Source organism: Streptomyces sp. NPDC111744 (assembly GCF_055634995.1).
The window spans coordinates 351,034-365,647 of record NZ_JBVKCG010000005.1; the positions used below are offsets into that span (position 1 = coordinate 351,034).

General features: G+C 72.4%; 13 protein-coding genes and 1 pseudogene. 9 read left to right on the forward strand and 5 right to left on the reverse strand.

Features of this window, described 5'->3' with window-relative positions:
- The 6 genes from ACZ7OO_RS14295 to ACZ7OO_RS14320 are packed head-to-tail and all read left to right on the forward strand — an operon-like array spanning position 1 to position 6,631.
- Entirely contained in the window at positions 1–1,296 is a 1,296-nt protein-coding gene (locus ACZ7OO_RS14295) for an O-antigen ligase family protein (RefSeq protein ID WP_471504699.1), read from the forward strand.
- Positions 1,293–2,981 (forward strand): murein biosynthesis integral membrane protein MurJ, encoded by a 1,689-nt coding sequence (gene murJ / locus ACZ7OO_RS14300; RefSeq protein WP_471504701.1) that lies wholly within the window; start codon positions 1,293–1,295, stop codon positions 2,979–2,981. The genes ACZ7OO_RS14295 and murJ overlap by 4 nt, the downstream gene beginning before the upstream one ends.
- Before the next feature lie 49 nt (positions 2,982–3,030).
- On the forward strand, positions 3,031–3,720 hold the full coding sequence (locus tag ACZ7OO_RS14305) for a polysaccharide deacetylase family protein (RefSeq protein WP_471504933.1): 690 nt from the start codon (positions 3,031–3,033) through the stop codon (positions 3,718–3,720).
- Positions 3,721–4,872, forward strand: a complete 1,152-nt coding sequence (locus ACZ7OO_RS14310; RefSeq protein WP_471504703.1) for a glycosyltransferase — start codon at positions 3,721–3,723, stop codon at positions 4,870–4,872.
- Entirely contained in the window at positions 4,869–5,516 is a 648-nt protein-coding gene (locus ACZ7OO_RS14315; protein WP_471504705.1) for a YveK family protein, read from the forward strand. Before ACZ7OO_RS14310 ends, ACZ7OO_RS14315 begins: the two co-directional genes overlap by 4 nt.
- Positions 5,513–6,631, forward strand: a complete 1,119-nt coding sequence (locus tag ACZ7OO_RS14320) for a GNAT family N-acetyltransferase (protein ID WP_471504707.1) — start codon at positions 5,513–5,515, stop codon at positions 6,629–6,631. The genes ACZ7OO_RS14315 and ACZ7OO_RS14320 overlap by 4 nt, the downstream gene beginning before the upstream one ends.
- Here ACZ7OO_RS14320 and ACZ7OO_RS14325 read toward each other — a convergent pair.
- Positions 6,628–7,968 (reverse strand): glycoside hydrolase family 26 protein, encoded by a 1,341-nt coding sequence (locus ACZ7OO_RS14325; protein ID WP_471504709.1) that lies wholly within the window; start codon positions 7,966–7,968, stop codon positions 6,628–6,630. The genes ACZ7OO_RS14320 and ACZ7OO_RS14325 overlap by 4 nt on opposite strands.
- Before the next feature lie 170 nt (positions 7,969–8,138).
- On the opposite strand from ACZ7OO_RS14325, the gene ACZ7OO_RS14330 reads away from it, so the two are divergent.
- Both ACZ7OO_RS14330 and ACZ7OO_RS14335 read left to right on the forward strand, forming a co-directional pair.
- Positions 8,139–9,500 carry a carboxylate--amine ligase gene (locus tag ACZ7OO_RS14330; protein ID WP_471504710.1) on the forward strand — a complete coding sequence of 454 codons (1,362 nt, stop codon included), beginning with the start codon at positions 8,139–8,141 and terminating at the stop codon, positions 9,498–9,500.
- Positions 9,501–9,591: 91 nt separating this feature from the next.
- Positions 9,592–9,977 (forward strand): annotated as a pseudogene (locus tag ACZ7OO_RS14335) (FAD-dependent oxidoreductase); the annotation flags it as partial.
- Between the two features lie 169 nt (positions 9,978–10,146).
- Here ACZ7OO_RS14335 and ACZ7OO_RS14340 read toward each other — a convergent pair.
- The 3 genes from ACZ7OO_RS14340 to ACZ7OO_RS14350 all read right to left on the reverse strand — a co-directional run bounded on the left by ACZ7OO_RS14340 (position 10,147) and on the right by ACZ7OO_RS14350 (position 11,887).
- Entirely contained in the window at positions 10,147–10,854 is a 708-nt protein-coding gene (locus ACZ7OO_RS14340; RefSeq protein ID WP_471504712.1) for a chaplin, read from the reverse strand.
- Between the two features lie 118 nt (positions 10,855–10,972).
- The gene (locus ACZ7OO_RS14345; RefSeq protein WP_471504934.1) at positions 10,973–11,200 is read right to left on the reverse strand and encodes a chaplin; all 228 of its coding nucleotides are present in this window, start codon (positions 11,198–11,200) and stop codon (positions 10,973–10,975) included.
- Positions 11,201–11,488: 288 nt separating this feature from the next.
- Positions 11,489–11,887 (reverse strand): rodlin, encoded by a 399-nt coding sequence (locus ACZ7OO_RS14350; protein WP_471504714.1) that lies wholly within the window; start codon positions 11,885–11,887, stop codon positions 11,489–11,491.
- Positions 11,888–12,132: 245 nt separating this feature from the next.
- On the opposite strand from ACZ7OO_RS14350, the gene ACZ7OO_RS14355 reads away from it, so the two are divergent.
- Positions 12,133–12,531, forward strand: coding sequence for a rodlin (locus ACZ7OO_RS14355; protein ID WP_471504716.1), 399 nt, complete (start codon positions 12,133–12,135; stop codon positions 12,529–12,531).
- Between the two features lie 51 nt (positions 12,532–12,582).
- Here the strand turns inward: ACZ7OO_RS14355 and ACZ7OO_RS14360 are convergent, their stop codons facing one another.
- On the reverse strand, positions 12,583–14,493 hold the full coding sequence (locus ACZ7OO_RS14360) for an AMP-dependent synthetase/ligase (RefSeq protein WP_471504717.1): 1,911 nt from the start codon (positions 14,491–14,493) through the stop codon (positions 12,583–12,585).
- Between the last annotated feature and the right edge of the window lie 121 nt (positions 14,494–14,614).

A 14,614-nucleotide genomic window follows, 5' to 3' on the forward strand; every position in this document is an offset into this window, starting at 1 on the left:
ATGAGCTTCGCACTCTCGCCGGCCAGGCCCCTGCGGCTGCCGCCGGTTCTCGCCGCGGCCGCCGTGCTCGCGGTCCTCGCGCTGCCGCTCGCCCCGGGCGGCGGGGACAGCGGGGCGGGCCCGGCGGACGCGGTGTCCGCGCTGGTGGTGCTGTATGCCGCGCTGCGGGCGGTACGGGAGCGACGGCGGCCGCTGTCGGCGACGGCCGCGGTGGTGCTGGGCATGCCGGTCGTGGGGCTGGCCGTCGCCGCGGCCGGCGCGTCCTCGCCGGGGTCCGGGCTGACCGGCCTCGGCCGCTATCTCCAGGTGTTCGTCCTGGTCCCCACCGCTGTGCTGCTGCTGATCCGGGACCGTGCCGACTTCCGGCTGCTGGCCTGGTCGCTCGTGGGGCTCGCCGGGTGGCAGGGCGCGGTCGGGGTGTACCAGTACGTCACCGGGACCGGGGCGTCGTACCAGGGCGAGGAGATCCGCGCGGTCGGCACGTTCGGGCCGCAGGACGTGATGGGCATGGCGACGGTGGTGTCGTTCGGGCTCGTGTGCGCGCTGGGGCTGGCGCTGGGGCGGTCACCGGTACGGCAGCGGGTGGCGGCGGGCGCGTGCGTGCTCGCCCTGCTGCTGCCGCTGGCCGTGTCCTTCAGCCGGGGGGCCTGGATCGCGACGGTGTTCACCTGCGGTGTGCAGCTGGCGCTGGCCGGGCTGCGGCGGGCGCTGAAGGTGGCGGCGGTCGCCATCGCCGCGGGTGTGGTGCTGGTGGGGGGCTTCGGGGTCGGTACGGCGATGCTCCAGGAGCGGCTCACCAGCATCGGGCAGGTGACCGACGCGCCGGACCAGTCCGTGGTCGACCGCTACACGCTGTGGGCGGCGGCGACCGGGATGTGGCGCGAACACCCCCTCATCGGCGTCGGGTTGAAGAACTTCCCGGCGTACCGGGACGGGCACGCCTCACTGGCGCTGTCCTCCGGGAGCGACACGGAGGGGGCGGGGGCCGCCTACCGGAAACAGCCGCTGTTGTCGCCGCACAACATGTATCTGCTGGTGCTGAGCGAGCAGGGGCTGCTCGGGGCACTGGCCCTGGGGGGCTGCTGGCTTGCCCTGCTGGTGTGCGGGCTGCGGGGGTTGTGGCGGGTCCGCGGTGGTGACGGGCTCGACTGTGCGCTGGTGGGGTGCGGGTTGCTGATCTGGCAGCTCGTGGACTTCGCGTACGCGGACATCGGGGGGCCTTCGACCGTGCTCACGGCGGTGGTGTTCGGGGCGGTGGCCTGGTGGGCGTTGGTGGGGGCGGAGCGTTCGCCATGACGGTTACGCCTTCTCGGGTTTCAGGGGAGCAGGGGTCGGATGTCGACTACGGGGCAGTGGGGGCGGATCGCGCCCACGCGGCGGAGCCGCACATCTCACAGCCCCGCGCCCCTGAAGGGGCGCCTGCCTCCCGGGGTTTCCTTGCCAAGGCAACCCTTGTCACCGCCTCCCTCTCCGTCGTCGGCTCTCTCCTCGGGCTCATGCGGGACCAGTCCCTCGCCCGGCTGTTCGGGGCCGGACGGGACACCGACGCGTTTCTCGTGGCCTGGACCGTTCCCGAGTTCGCCGCCACGCTTCTCATCGAGGACGGCCTCGCCTTCGCACTGGTCCCCGCCTTCAGCCTGGCCCTCGCCCGGCGGGCGCAAGGGGTTCCCGGCGACCCCGTACGGGCGCTGGTCGCCGGGACGCTGCCCAGGCTGGCCCTCGCCTTCACGGCCGTCGGCGCCCTCCTCATCGGGGGCGCACCGCAGCTCGTCGAGGCGCTCGCGCCCGGTCTGCGCGATCCCGCGCTCGCCGTCGACTGCACCCGGCTGACCGCCACCTGTGTGCTGACCTTCGGGCTGGCCGGGTACTGCAGCGCCGCCCTCCGCGCCCACCGGCGGTTCCTCGCCCCGGCCGCGATCTACGTCGCCTACAACGCCGGGATCATCACGGCGATGTTCGCCTTCGGCTCCCACTGGGGCGTGCGGTCGGCCGCGTTCGGGGTCGCTGCCGGGGGCTGTCTGATGGTCGCCGTACAAGTTCCCTCACTGTTCCGGCAGTTCAGGCGCAGGGTCAAGCCCGCCGCCGGTGACCCGGTCGCCGAGGCTGAGCCGCTGAACCTCGTCCTGATGGCCACCGTGCTGCTGTTCGCGCTGTGCCGGCAGTCACAGGTGCTGATCGAGCGGTTCCTCGCCTCGCATCTGCACTCCGGGGCGATCTCCCACCTCAACTACGCGCAGAAGGTCGCGCAGATCCCGATGACGATGTCGATGATGCTGTGCACGGTCACCTTCCCGGTGGTGGCCCGGGCACTGGCCGAGGGCGACACCGAGCGGGCCCGGCGCCGGGTGGAGCGTGATCTGTCGGTGGCCGCTAGCGTCGTACTGCTCGGCGCGGCCGTGGTCATGGCGTGTGCGCCGCAGCTCATCCATCTCCTGTTCCAGCGCGGGGCGTTCTCCGCGGCGGACACCGCCGCCACCGCCGGGGTGATGCGCGTCTACGCGCTCGGGCTGCTCGGGCAGACCCTGGTCGGGGTGCTGGTCCGCTCCTACTTCTCGGCGGGCCGCGCCACCTGGTACCCGGTCGGCGCCATGGCCGCCGGGATCGTCGTGACCTCCTGGATCGGCGCCCTGGCGGTGGGCCCGTACGGCGTCACCGGCATCGCCGCCGCCAACGCCACCGGCATCACCGTCACCGCCGTACTCCTGCTGTCCGGCATGGGCCCGCGCAGCGTCCCGATCCGCACCCGGCAGGTGCTGGCCGAGCTGAGCCGGCCGGTGCGGGCCGCCGTGATCGCCACGGTCGTCGGGACGTTCGTCGCCGGACAGCCCGCGAATCCGCTCACCGGGCTGGCCGCCGGGGTCACGGCCGTGACCGCGATCTTCGTCCTGCTCGGCTGGGCACTGGACGCCCAGGGCTTCGCACCCGCACTCCGTTCCGTAGGCACCGTCACCCGAAGGCTCGCGCATGCCGTCTTCCATTGAGTCCGCCGAGAAGGTCAGACACCTGGCGGGCCCGGTCCCCTGGGTCGCCATGTACCACTCCGTGGGCGACTGCTCGGACGATCCGTACCACGTCACCGTCTCCCCCGACCGCCTGGCCAGACAGCTGAGCTGGCTGCGCCGGCGGGGGCTGCGCGGGGTGTCGGTCGCCCAGCTGCTCGCCGCCCGGGCCCGGGGCGAGGGACGGCGGCTGGTCGGGCTCACCTTCGACGACGGCTACGCCGACTTCCTCGACCAGGCCCTGCCCCTGCTCGACCGCTGGGGCTGCGGCGCCACCCTGTTCGTGCTGCCCGGGCGGCTCGGCAGCGACAACCGCTGGGACTCGCTCGGCCCGCGCAAGCCGCTGCTCAGCGCCGACGGGGTCCGGCGGGCGGCGGCGGCCGGCGTGGAGATCGGCTCGCACGGGCTCACCCATGTCGATCTGACGCAGGCCGACGCGGACACCCTGAGGGCCGAAACCGCCGACAGCCGGGCCCACCTGGAGGAGCTGATCCAGTCCCCCGTCAACGGCTTCTGCTACCCCTACGGGACCATCGACCAGCGTGTCGTCGACGCCGTACGGGACGCCGGCTACGGCTACGCCTGCGCCATCGACCCCGGCGACCAGACCGGCGTCCACACCCTGCCCCGCGTGCACATCGGGCAGAACGACCACGCGCTGCGCCTCTTCCTGAAGTACCGGCTGCACCGGCTGCGCCGCCGTCCCGTCAAGGGGCTGTGAATGAGGGCCCTGCATGTCATCACGGGGTTGGGGGTCGGCGGGGCGGAGCAGCAACTCCGGCTGCTGCTGCGCCATCTGCCCGTCTCCTGCGACGTCGTCACGCTCACCAACCCCGGCCCTGTCGCCCGGGGGCTGACCGCCGACGGGGTGCGGGTGGTCCACCTCGGGATGGCCGGGAACCGGGACCTGGCCGCGCTGCCCCGCCTGGTCCGGCTCATCCGCCGGGGCCGCTACGACCTCGTCCACACCCACCTCTACCGGGCCTGCCTCTACGGCCGGATCGCGGCGCGCCTCGCGGGCGTCCGGGCCGTCGTCGCCACCGAGCACTCCCTCGGCGACGTACAGCTGGAGGGGCGTGAACTGACCGCCGGGGTACGGGCGTTGTACCTCGCCGGTGAGCGGCTCGGCCGGTCCACGGTCGCCGTCTCCCCCACCGTCGCGGAACGGCTGCGCCGGTGGGGGGTGCCCGGACCGCGGATCGAGGTCGTACCGAACGGCATCGACCTGGAACGTTTCCGCTTCGACCCGGAGCGGCGGCTCCGCACCCGCGCCCGCCTCGGGATTCCGCCGGACGCCTTCGTGGTGGGCGGCATCGGGCGGCTCACGCCCGGCAAGCGGTTCGACGTCCTGATCAGGGCACTCGCCCGACTCCCGTCGGACTGCCGTCTGCTGCTGGTGGGCGGGGGCGCGGAGGAGGGCGCCCTGCGCCGTGCCGCCGAGGAGGCCGGGGTCGCGGGGCGGGTCCTGTTCACCGGCGAGCGGCCCTATGTCTCCGACAGCTCGACGGACGGTTCGACCGACCCCGACCTTCCCTCTCTCACGTCCGCCATGGACGTACTGGCCTCGCCCTCCGCCGAGGAGGCCTTCGGGCTGGCGGTGGTCGAGGCGCTGGCCGCCGGGCTGCCCGTGCTCTACAGCTCCTGCCCTGCCGTCGAGGACCTGCCCCCCGCCGCCGCCCCCGGCGCCCGCCGTGTCGAGGGCGGTGCCCGCCCCTACGCCGAGGCGCTGGCCGCCGCCCGCGCCGCCGGGCCCGGGCCCCGCACCGCGCCGGAGGCCGCCCGCCACTACTGCATCACCCGCAGCGCCGCCCAGCTCATGGACGTCTACGCAGCCGCACTCGCCACCACCCCTCAGGGAGCCAGTACGCCATGACCGAGAACACCCCCAGGGCAGCCCGCCCCTTCGCCCGCGCCCGCGCGGTCCCGCCCTGGACGCTGCTGGCGGCCGGGGTCGTCGCCGGCGGTCTGCTGGGCGGCGCCTACGGCGTGCTCACGCCGGCCAGCTACACCGCGACCAGCTACGTCATCGCCGTCCCCGCCGACAGGTCGGACACCGCCACCGCGCAGGGCTTCGCGCAGGCCTACGGCCGGGTCGCGACCCAGCTGGCGGTGCTCGGGGACGCCCAGGTGTGGGCCGGGGTGCCGGTGAACACGCTGCGACAGAGCGTGCAGACGGAGACCTCACCGGACGCGCCGATGGTCGCCGTCTCGGCCACCTCGCCGCACCCCCTCCAGGCCGCCGACATGGCGAACGCGGTGGCCCGCTCGCTCACCCAGCACGCCAACGACACCAAGGGCGACACACACGTCGAACTCCTGCAGTTCTCCCGGGCACTGAAGCCGACCGCGCCCACCTCGGCGTCCCCGAAGGTGACCGGTCTGGTGGGCGCCAGCGCGGGCGGGCTGCTGAGCGGCCTTGTGCTGCTGGTGCGGCCCCGGCGCCGCGAGGAGGACAACGCCCTGCAGGCCTCCGTCCCGGGACCTGCCGTCGCCGCCGACGTACACGGACAGCTGTGACGACGACGGCCTACCCGACGCTCGCCGCCCACACCACCGAACTGGTCACCGACGAACGCGCCTTCGCCGCCCTGGCCCCCGCCTGGGGCCGCCTCTACCGGCGGTGCGGCACGGCCACCCCGTTCCAGAGCCACGCCTGGCTGCACTCCTGGTGGCGCTCCTACGGCGTCCCGGGGCGGCTCCGCCTGGTCCTGGTGCGCTACGGCGGTGAGCTGGTCGGCGCGGCCCCGCTGATGCTGGTGCGCCGGCCGCTGCCCACGCTGGTGCCACTGGGCGGGGCGATCTCCGACTACACGGACGTACTGCTCGCCGACTCCGACGACGGCCGGGCGGCGGACGCCCTCACCCAGGAGCTCGCCCAGGCGGCGCGGACGGCACTGATCGACTTCCGTGAGGTGCGTCCGGGCGGTGCGGTGGAGCGGGTGTACGACCGCTGGGACGGCCCGTGCCGGAAGGTGCCCGACTCGCTGTGCCTGGAGCTGCCCGCCGTGTCCATGGACGAGCTGGTCGCCCGGCTGCCCTCGAAACAGGCCCAGCGGGTGCGCGCCAAGCTGCGCAGGCTGGGCTCGCTCGGGGTGCGCCGGGACGCCGTAGCGCCGGAGGGCGTCGACACGGCGCTCGGCCGTCTCATCGAGCTGCACCGGCTCCAGTGGCAGGGGCGGAAGGTGACGACGGAACACCTCCAGTCGCGGTTCCGGGAGCATCTGGTGCGCTCGGTGGGGCCGATGGTGCGGTCCGGGGACGCGGTGGTCACCGAGTTCCGGCTGGACGACGAGGTGGTCGCCGTCGATCTGACCCTGCTGTCGCCGAGCCTGGCCGGCGGCTATCTGTACGGGGCGCATCCGCGGCTGCGCGAGTGCAAGGCGGACGTGGCGGTGATGCTCCTGGACGCCTGCACCCAGCACACCGGCGCCAGTGAGCGGGGCGCACTGAGCCTGCTGCGCGGGAACGAGCCGTACAAGCACCACTGGCGGCCGCAGCAGGTCGTCAACCAGCGCCTGCTGCTGGCCCGGCGCCGCACCGCCCCGCTGCTGACGGCGGCGCTGTGCGACGCGGCCGCCCGGCAGCGGGTCAAGGAGGTGCTGCACCGATGGAAGGAACACCGGCAGGACTAGCTCCGCGAGCGCGACCACCAGTCGAGGCGGATGCAGAGCTTCCCGCCGAGCCAGTACTCGACCCAGTCGCCCAGGTCCATCGGCGCGCAGTCGGCCGGGGGCGTGGTGCTGGGAGCGGGAGTGGGGGTCGGGGTCGAGCCGGTCGGTGTCGGTGTCGGTGTCGTGGTGTCGGTCCGGCCGGAGAGGGCCGCGCGGTAGACCCGCGACGAGCGCGGGTTGTCCGAGCACTGCCAGACACCGTGCGGGCAGTAGTCCGTCAGCGTGTTGTAGAGCGGCTTGTGGTCGTCCATCCAGGCGAGCATCCGTCGCATGTATTCGGCGTTGTCACCGTTGCGGAAGAGGCCCCATTCCGGGTAGGAGACGGCTTTCCCGTGGGCCTTCGCGAAATCGACGTGCTGCTGAAGTCCGTAGGGCTCCCGGACCTGTTCGTCGAAGGAATGACCGGTCGGCTGGTCATAGGAATCCATGCCGACGATGTCGACCGTGTCGTCCCCGGGATAGCACTGCGTCCACGGTACGGCGTCGCGGCCCCGGCTGGGCGTGAAGTCGAACCGGAATTTCTGGCCAGGCACCGAACGCATGGTGGTGACGATCCTGTTCCAGTACTTCTTCCAGGACTCCGGGTCCGGCCCGCAACGATGGGTGTAGGTGGTGCCGTTCATCTCCCAGCCGAGCACGATGACCGTGTCCGGCACCTCCAGCTCCACCAGCCGCTCGGCCAGGGCCCGGAAGTGCTGATCGAAATGGCCGACCGCGCCCTGCCACAGCAGCCGGCGGACCTCGGCGTCGTCGATGTGGTCCTCGTTGCGCTCCTGCATGGGCACGTTGAGGACGAGCATCCGGTCGGCCTTCTGCCGCCGCCAGTGCGCCCAGACGTCGAGGAAACCCGGCGCGCCCTCGATGTCGCTCCAGCGGTCGCCGGGCAGATATGTGTGCGCCACCTTGAGCTCGGTGCCGCCGAGCCAGCCGCTCAGCTGGGCCATGCGGGCCACGCCCAGCGGACCGGAGTCGAGGAAGGCCCCGAAGGCCGGGGGCGGCGCCTTGGCGGGCACGGACACGACCGGCGCGGGACTCACCGGTACCGGACTCACCGCTACCGGACTCACCGGTACCGGTGCGGGACTCACCGCTGCCGGCAGGGGTGCCGCCGACGCCGGGACGGACGTCGTGGGTGTCGGAGCCGGCGTCGGCTCCATGACCCGCGCCACCACCGCACCCTCGGCGAATCCCGAACCGGTCGCCAGCGTCACCGAGGCGGCCAGGACCGCCGCGGCCACCGCGACCACAGCCGGCCGGCGCGACCGGGCCCTCGGCCGCTTTCGCTGCTGTGGAGCCATGCCTGCTCCTTTCTCCGCCAGTTCTGACAGTTCTCGTCCGTTCGCACATTCGCTGAGAAAGTGCCAGTTACTGACACTCAGTCATATCAGTATGAATTCCGCCAGTGCGGCTGCGGCATTCGGGCGCCCCGAACGCCCGCACGGGTGAACCGACGCAAAGGAAAAGGTCCGTGTCGCTGCTAGACATCCGGGTTCCCGCGGTTCTGCTGCGGATCGACCGAAATCCCTTTCACCACGGCACCCTGGGGGCCGTGCGCTCGCTCGGCAGAGCCGGCGTGGAAGTCCATGTGGTCGCCGATTCCACCGGCAGTCCGGTCGGCAGGTCCCGTTTCGTACGGCGCTTGCATCCGCCGCCGGCGCCGGGCGCGTCCCCCGCCGAGATCGTGGCCGTGCTGCGCCGGGTGGCGGCGCGGATCGCCCGTCCGGCGGTGCTGATCCCGATGGACGACGCGAGTGCGATCGCGGTCGGCCGGCTCCGCGAGGACCTGGCACCCGCCTACCTGCTGCCTCAGCAGCCCGCTACGCTCCCCGAACAGGTCGCCGACAAGGCCCGGTTGGCCGAGGTGTGCGCGGCGGCCGGAATCCCGCACCCGCAGACCCTCGTCCCGGACAGCGCCGAGCAGGCCGCCGCCGTCGCCTGGCGGCTCGGGCTTCCGGTGGTCGCCAAGTGGAGCCGGCCCTGGCTGGTGCCGGCCGGGTCCGGACTGCGCAGCACGGTGGTGGTGCGCTCGGCGCGGGAGGCCCGGGAGCTGTTCCTGCGGGCGGAGGAGGCGGGCAGCCGGCTGCTGCTGCAGGAGTTCCTGCCGCCGGGCCCGGACCGCGACTGGTTCTTCCACGGCTACGCCGACCGCACCGGGACGGTACGCGCGGGCGGCCCCGGCCGTAAGCAGCTGGCCTGGCCACGTGGGGCGGGCCTGACGGCGGTCGGGCTATGGACGCCCAACCCGCAGGTCCAGGGGCTGGCCGAGCGGCTCACCGGCGAACTGGGCTTCCGCGGCATCTTCGACCTGGACTTCCGCCGCTGCGGCACCACCGGCCGCTACCACCTCCTCGACTTCAACCCCCGTCCGGGCGCCCAGTTCCGGCTCTTCACCGACAGCGTGGGCCTGGACGTCGTACGCGCCCTGCACCTGGATCTGACCCACCGTCCGCTGACCGCCGGGGCGCCACTGGCCGGGCGGGCGTTCGTGGTGGAGAACTACGCGCCGCTGAGCGCGCTGCGGCCGGCCCCGCGCGGGCGCGAGCTGGCCTGGAGCGCGCCGGACGACCGGGTGCCGGGCCTGGCGATGTGGGCGCTGTGGGGCCGGCATGTGGCGGGCCGGCTCCTCGACCGGCTGGGCCCCCGTACGGCCCCGGCCCTGCCGCCGTCCTCCGCCGTGGTCCGTCAGGCCGGGGAGCCGGCCGGGGAACGCTGCCCGGCCGCCCTGGACGAGGAACTCTCCGGTGTGTCCAGTGTGTCCGGCGTGTCCGGTGTCTCCAGCCTCGCCGGTCTGCCCGACCGGTCCGACGACGAGAAGACGAGCAGCTGCTGATGTACGACCTGCTGGTGGTGGGCGCGGGGCCGTACGGCCTGTCCATCGCGTCCCACGCCGCGGCAGCGGGCCTGAACGTGCGTGTCTTGACCTGGTCTCGCACAGCAGCCACCACGCCGACCTCGACCGCTTCCGGGACCGGGACGTCACGGTGATCGGCGGCGGCCGGGCGGCCCTGGAGACCGCCGCGCTCCTCGCCGAACAGGGGCAGCCGGGTACGGGTGCTGGTGCGCGCGGACCGGCTGTGCCGGAACGAGGTGCCGCCGCCCTGGGAGCGCCCCTTGTGGCAGTCGGCGCGCGCCCCGCACAGCGGCCTCGGCCCCGGCTGGCGCAACTGGTTCTACTCCGAGCGGCCGGGCCTGTACCGGCGGCCCGCGGAGCCGACCCGGGGCGCGGATCGCGGCCACGGCCCTCGGCCCGGCCGGCGCCTGGTGGGTCCGGGAGCGGGTGGAGTCCGGGGTGGAGGTGCTGCTCGGCCGCGCCGGCTTCACCGCGGCACGCTGGTGCGCGGGGTACGGCGACGACTGCGCTCGGGTCCGGCCGGCTGGGGCATCACGGCGGACCACCGGGAGCCGGCACCGGACACGGTTCGGAGCTGACGGACACGGGTGCCGGACCCCGATGGAGGCGTCCGGCACCCGGAGCACTAGGACCTGCGAGACGCGGCTCGGGCTCGTCGGTAGAGCATCGTGCCGCCCGCGATCAGTGCGGCGCTGGCCGCCGAGGCCGCGAGCATGGCCTCACGGTCACTGCCGGTGTGCGGCAGGGAGGGCGGTGGGCCACCGGGCGGGGTGGTCTGACTCGGCGGGGTGGTCTCGGCCGGAGGGGTCGACTGGCTCGGCGGGGTGGTCTCGGCCGGAGGCGTCGACTGGCTCGGCGGGGTCGTTTCGGCCGGAGGCGTCGACCTGGGCGGTGGAGTCTCGGCGCACGGCGGAGTCTGTTCGCCGTACCCGGGAGGGGCGTTGTCGCCGTACGCGGGAGGGGTCGCGTCGCCGTAGGCCGGTGGGGTCCCGCAGACGTCGGACGGCGGGGTGGCACCGGTCTCGGTGCCGTAGCCCGAGTCGCCGTAGGACGTCTCGTGTGCGCGGTCGCCGGTGGGCTCGGCCGAAGCCGACGCGCTCGCACAGGAGTTGCCGAAGGCCGGGTCCAACGCGGCGGCCACGTCGACCGAGTTGCCGCAGACGTCGACCGGCACGTTCACCGGAGCCAGGACGTTGTTGCCGGAGACGACACCCGGTGAGCCGCCTGCGGTGCCGGTCGCGTCCGAGTCGGCGAGCGCGGGACTGACGTACAGGGCCAGAATGCCGGCCGCGGCGGCGGCCACGACCATTCCCCTGCTGAGGGTCTGTCGCAATCTCGTTGTCTTCCTGCTCAGAAGTGGAAAGGCCGGCCTCGGAGCGCGGATACGAAGGATCGACGGTCCGAGGCCGGCCGTGACTCAGCCGGACGGCTGGTGCGCTGCGGTGACCTCGTCAGTCGTTGGCGCAGACGTTGCCGAACGCGGGGTTCAGCAGCGCGATGACGTTGACGGTGTTGCCGCAGACGTTGACCGGAACGTGGACCGGAACCTGGATCACGTTGCCGGAAAGAACGCCCGGGGAAGCGATGGCAGCAGCCTCGGCACCCGCATCCGCGAAGGCCGGGACGGCACCGCCCAAGGCCAGGATTGCGCCGGCAGCGACAGCAGCGGTCTTCTTCATGAACTTTCCCTTCTCTGCGGTCATGCCCGTGTGACGGCCGAAACCGAGCGAGCACAGCATGAACGGCTCGCACCATGACCGGCAGACTGTAGAACGAGGAATAGACAGCCGAAGAAACTATGGAACGCGCGCCGTCCGGTAATTCACTCGAAACGCCCACACGGATTGACATGTTAGCGCCAGGATGGCGCCGACCATTCTTGCGTTTTCACTCGCCTGAATTCCACGAAAAAGGCCCGGGCAGCCCGCAGACGATGCAGCGGGCAGCCCGAGCCGGCCAAGGTCGACTCAGCTTTCGGTGACGGCCGAGAGAACCGACACGTCCTCCAGGACGTGCGAGAGCGCACCGTCGCGCTTGACGTTCGAGGAGTTCTCGGCGCACTGCTGCTGCAGGTGGTCCGAGAGAACCGGGACGTCCTGGACCGTGGCACCGACGAGCGCGTCGACGGCGACATCGACGTCCTGGACGCCCAGGCACGGCTTGTTGAGCGAGCCCTGCACCAGCGAGAGCTGCGGGCTCATGTCGCCCTTGGTCGCCGAGTTGCCGAACGACGACACGGAGCCGTTGCCATTCACAACGGTCGGCCCGTCGTCGTTGCCGATGGCAAGCGCCTGCGGCGCGGCCGCCACCGCCATTCCCACGACAGAAGCGGCGGCCGCGGCGGCGAACATTGCCTTCTTGAGCACTTCGCGTTCCTTTCCTCGTATGCGACTCATGCCCTACGGCCTCATCAACCCGGCGCATAGGGAATGGTTCCGCTGATTCACTCGGTTGGAGCGTAAACGCCCGGGTGGCGACGATAAGTCACCGATCCGGAAAACACACCGCAGTCCACCCCATCGGCCGACAGGGTGAACAGGAGAAACCACCGGCGGCCCGCAGAGTTGACCATCACGCTCCGGTACGGGGTTTCCTCAGAAAGGACTGGCAAGTGATCAAGAAACTTGTTGCCACCGCGGCCGTCGCCGCTTCCGCCTTGGGCGCCTCCGCTGCCGCGGCACCGCAGGCTCTGGCGATCGGGAACGACACCGGACCGAACGTCGCGAACGGCAACGCGGGATGGCAGGCCTTCGGCAACTCGACCACGTACGGGAAGATGAGCCCGCAGCTCGCCCTGATCCAGGGCTCTTTCAACAAGCCGTGCGTCGCCGTGAACGACATTCCGGCCTCCGTCGCCGGGGCCATCGGCGTCGGAGTCCAGGACATTCCGATCCTGTCCGACCACATGCAGCAGCAGTGCACCGAGAACTCCTCGAACGTCAAGCGCGACGGCGCGCTGGCACACCTCCTGGAGGACGTGTCGGTCCTGTCCACGAACGGTGAGAGCTGATCCAGTGACCGAAGCGGGTCGCCGAGTGGTTCGGCGGCCCGCTTCGGCGTGTCAGCGGCGGTACAGCGCCTCGATCTGCTCGGCGTAGGCCGCCGCGACGGCGTGCCGCTTCACCTTGAGCGAGGGCGTCAGCAGGCCGTTGTCCTCGCTGAACTCGCCCTCGACCAGGGCGAAGGAGCGGATCGACTCGGCGCGGGAGACAGCCGCGTTGGCGTGGTCGACCGCCTTCTGCACCTCGGCCCGCAGCCGTTCGTCGCGCACCAGCTCGGCGAGCGGGGTGTCCGACGGCAGCTTCCGTACGGACAGCCAGTGGGCGACCGCCTCGGGGTCCAGGGTGATCAGGGCGGCGACGAAGGGCCGGTTGTCACCGACGACCAGGCACTGGCCGACGGGCGCGCGGCTGCGCAGCCGGTCCTCCAGGACGGCAGGGGAGACGTTCTTGCCGCCAGAGGTGACCAGGATGTCCTTCTTGCGGCCGGTGATGGTGAGATAGCCGTCCTCGTCGAGCGCGCCGAGGTCGCCGGTCGCGAACCAGCCGTCCTCCGGCAGCACTTCGGCGGTCGCCGCCGGGTTGTTCCAGTACGACCCGAAGACCACCGGCCCCTTGATCAGCACCTCGCCGTCGTCGGCGATCCGGACGGCCGTCCCGGGGATCGGCTGTCCGACCGTGCCGGGGCGGGGCGCAAGCGGCGGTACGACGGTGGCGGCCGCGCTGGTCTCGGTCAGGCCGTAGCCCTCGTAGACGACGATCCCGGCCGCGTGGAAGAACAGGTTGAGGTCCCGGTCGAGCGGGGAGCCGCCGCTGATGGCGTACCGCATCCGGCCACCGAGTTCCTTGCGGATACGGCGGTAGACCAGCAGGTCGTACAACGCCCAGGCGGCGTACAGGCCGGGGCCGGGGCCCTTTCCGCGGCCGAGGAACTTGTTCAGGTAGGCCTCGGCGAAGCGCACGCCGGTCCGTTCCGCCCGGTCGAAGGAGGCGGCCCGGCCGATCTTCTCGGCCGTCGCCCGCCCGGTGTCGTGGATCTTCTCGAAGAGATACGGCACCCCGACCAGGAACGTAGGCCTGAACTCCCGCAGCGCGGGCCGGAGTTCGTCCGGCCTCACGCTGGGGAAGTGACCCATCTCGATCCGGCCCATCAGGCAGGCGATCTGGAGCGTACGGCCCAGGATGTGGGCGAGCGGGAGGAACAGCAGGGTGGCGGCGGTCTGGCCGGTGACCGCACGGAAGACGGGGTACAGCAGCTCGACCGTGTTGGCGGCCTCGGCATGCAGGTTGGCGTGGGTGAGGACACAGCCCTTGGGGCGGCCGGTGGTGCCGGAGGTGTAGCAGACCGTCGCGGTCGAGTCGGGGATGAGGGTGCCGCGGCGCTTGGTGACGTCCTCGTCCGGGATGCCCTCGCCGAGGGCGGTGAGGTCGGCGACCGCGCCGCCGTCGAGTTCCCAGATGCGCGGGAGTCGGGGGTGGTGGGCGGTGCCGGTGGTGACGGTGGCGGTGTTCTCCGGGGTCTCGGTGACGACATGGCGGGCGCCGGAGTCCCTGACGATCCACTCCACCTGCTCGGCGGAGGAGGTGGGGTAGATCGGGACGCTCACCCCGCCCGCCGACCAGATGGCGAAGTCGAGGACCGTCCACTCGTAGCGGGTGCGGGACATCACGGCGATCCGGCCGCCGGGTTCGAGCCCGGCGGCGATCAGCCCCTTGGCCACGGCGGTCACTTGGGCGGCGAAGGCCGCGGCGCTGACCTGGCCGTCGGGGCGCCGTAGCGCCGTGGCGCCGGGTTCCTCGGCCGCGTTGGCGTAGGGGAGGTCGGCGAGGGAGCCGGTGGTGAGGGGTGGGGCGAGATTCGCCTGGCGTACCTCCCGTACGACGCCGGCCTCGTCCTTGATGACTTCGACCTTGCCCCGGGCGGCGAGGTCGGTGCGTTGCCTTGCCCGCTTGAGGTCCTTGCGTACGCCCATGGGGCGTCAACTTACTCACAAGTAAGGAAAGGTCAATGGGTCTCGCCGTAGGGGCTGCGGTCGTTCGCCGGGTGCCGGTGCGTCGTGGCTGGTCGCGCCCACGCGGCGGTAGCCGCATGGT